At 61.2% G+C, this 2,287-nt stretch carries 3 protein-coding genes and 1 pseudogene; all 4 read right to left on the reverse strand.

Translation table 11 applies throughout. The features are described 5' to 3' along the window. Nucleotides 1-289: pseudogene (locus EOA29_RS33555) on the reverse strand (peptidase); the annotation flags it as partial. 33 nt (nt 290-322) lie between these two features. Further along, nucleotides 323-1,117, reverse strand: a complete 795-nt coding sequence (locus tag EOA29_RS33560) for a transglutaminase family protein (protein WP_126093832.1) — start codon at nt 1,115-1,117, stop codon at nt 323-325. A 21-nt stretch (nt 1,118-1,138) separates the two neighbouring features. Then, nucleotides 1,139-2,080 carry an alpha-E domain-containing protein gene (locus EOA29_RS33565; RefSeq protein WP_126093831.1) on the reverse strand — a complete coding sequence of 314 codons (942 nt, stop codon included), beginning with the start codon at nt 2,078-2,080 and terminating at the stop codon, nt 1,139-1,141. A gap of 63 nt (nt 2,081-2,143) precedes the next feature. After that, nucleotides 2,144-2,278, reverse strand: coding sequence for a hypothetical protein (locus EOA29_RS33570; RefSeq protein ID WP_281061125.1), 135 nt, complete (start codon nt 2,276-2,278; stop codon nt 2,144-2,146). Nucleotides 2,279-2,287 lie beyond the last annotated feature (9 nt).

The raw sequence follows: 2,287 nt of genomic DNA on the forward strand, positions 1-2,287 counted from the left end.
CTTCCTTCACCGTATCGCCGACCAGCCGCACCGCCTGATACATGGATGGCGTTTCGAGCAGCTTCTCGTGGCGATCGCCGACTGCCTTGGTACGCTCGTCGAGCAGGCTGACCACGGCCTGTGTGGTGGCCAGATTGCCCGCCGACATCAGCACGATGACGCGCTCGCCGGGCTCTTCCCAGACATGCATCTTCTTGAAGGTCGAGATCGAATCCATGCCGGCATTGGTGCGCGTGTCCGACATGAACACGAGCCCGCGATCGATCTTGAGGCCGACGCAATAGGTCATGAGTCTTCTTAAGCCAGCGAATCCTGACGAAGATTACTGCTCCACCGTGACGGTGACGGCAAGCTTCTCTTCCGCTTGACCGAGCAGAATTCCCGATACCGGCGCGGCATCGCGATAGTCGCGTCCCGTCGCCACCCTCACATAGCGTTCGTCGGGAGAAATACCGTTTGCGGGATCAAAGGCAACCCAGCCGAGGCCCGGAACATGCGCCTCGGCCCAGGCATGGCTCGCCGCCTGTTCGACGGCCGCGTCCGTCATCAGATAGCCGCTGACATAGCGAGCGGGAAAACCCATCGCGCGCGCCGCGGCGATAAAGATGTGGCTGTGGTCCTGGCAGACACCGCTCTTCAGCGCCAGAGCTTCTTCGGCCGGCGTTACGACGCTGGTCGCGCCCGGCCTGTAGGCGACCCGCTCGCGGATCGTGCCCATCAGCCTGTGCAGTCGCTCGATATCGGTCCCCTCGCCGGCGGAGCCAATAAGCTCACGAATGCCATCGCCGGCGATGGTCAACGGTGTCTGCTGACCGAACAGCCAGAGCGGCGCGAAACCCTGATGCGGGCCGGACACACCCGCCGTGTCGCGCGTCATCACTTCGCCGGAGGCTTCGACCTTGATGGTGTTGTGGCCGCCCTCCGCACTCACCAGCCGCGTGTCGTTGCCGAACTGGTCGACGAAACGCACTTCCTCACGCGCGCCGTCGACCTTGATCGCCCAGCTTGCCACGGTCTGTGTATGCCCGCTCTGCGGCAGCAGGCGCAGCCGCTGCAGCAGATATTGCACCGGCGCGTCGTAGCGATACTCGGTCCGGTGGGTGATCTTGAGCCGCATGGCGCCCTGCCCCTTCAGCGCTCAATAAAACCGGTAGTCCTGTGCGATCTCGTCGCCCAGTCTTGTATTGTCGGCAATGAATTCGGCCAGGAATTCGTGCAGGCCGTGATCGAAAATATCCTTGATCGAACCCTTCCTCAGCATGGCCTGTGTCTTCTCGGCCGTGGCATGGCAGGCATGGCGCTCGCCATAGTCGTCGGCGAGGAACTTCAGATGCTCCGCCAGGAAGCGGTAGCAGAAGGTGAGCGAGCGCGGCATGCGGACATTGAGGATCAGATAATCGGCGATGTTGGTCGGCTTGTATTCGGCGTCGTAGACCCAGCGGTAGGAGCGGTGCGCCGACACCGAGCGCAGGATCGATTCCCATTGATAGTTGTCGAGCGTCGAGCCCACCCAGGAGATCGATGGCAAAAGCACATAGTATTTGACGTCGAGGATGCGGGCCGTGTTGTCGGCGCGCTCGACATAGGTGCCAAGCTGCGAGAAATCGAAAATCTCGTTGCGCAGCATCGTGCCGTAGAACGAGCCGCGGATCAGCGCCGTCTCGCGCTTGATGGCGTCGAGCACGGTCGGCAGGTCGCGTTCGTCTATCGGCCTTGCCAAAATGCGCTTCAACGACATCCAGGCTTCGTTGATGCTCTCCCAGGTCTCGCGGGTCAGCGCGGTGCGCACCATGCGCGCGTTGTTGCGCGCCGTCTCGATCGACGACATCGTGCTCGATGGGTTTGAGATGTCGCGCAACAGGAAATCCGAGACGTTGGCGACGGTGTAATCCTGGTATTTCTGCGAGAAGGCAACGTCGGAGCCGGCGCTGAGCAGCACCGAGTTCCATTCCTCGGACGCGTTCTGGGTGCGCGTCAGCGCCATGCGCAGGCCGGCATCAACAAGGCGCGCCATGTTTTCGGCCCGCTCGATATAGCGGTTCATCCAGTAGAGACCGTTGGCGGTGCGGCCCAAAAGCATATCAGCTTGCTCCGGTGTCGAGCGAATAGCGAGTAGCGAGTAGCGAGTAGCGGAAGAAGCACTTCATGACTTTTGTTGCAGGCTCCGGATCATCGAACGCAGCATTTTCCCGATTTCATCAGTTTGGCCAAGCAAGCTGGCGACCTCCGCTTCGACCATCAATCCCACCTCTCCACTCAGTATGAGATGGGTCTCCAACTCTTTCAG

The organism is Mesorhizobium sp. M1E.F.Ca.ET.063.01.1.1 (assembly GCF_003998155.1).
Lineage (GTDB): Bacteria > Pseudomonadota > Alphaproteobacteria > Rhizobiales > Rhizobiaceae > Mesorhizobium.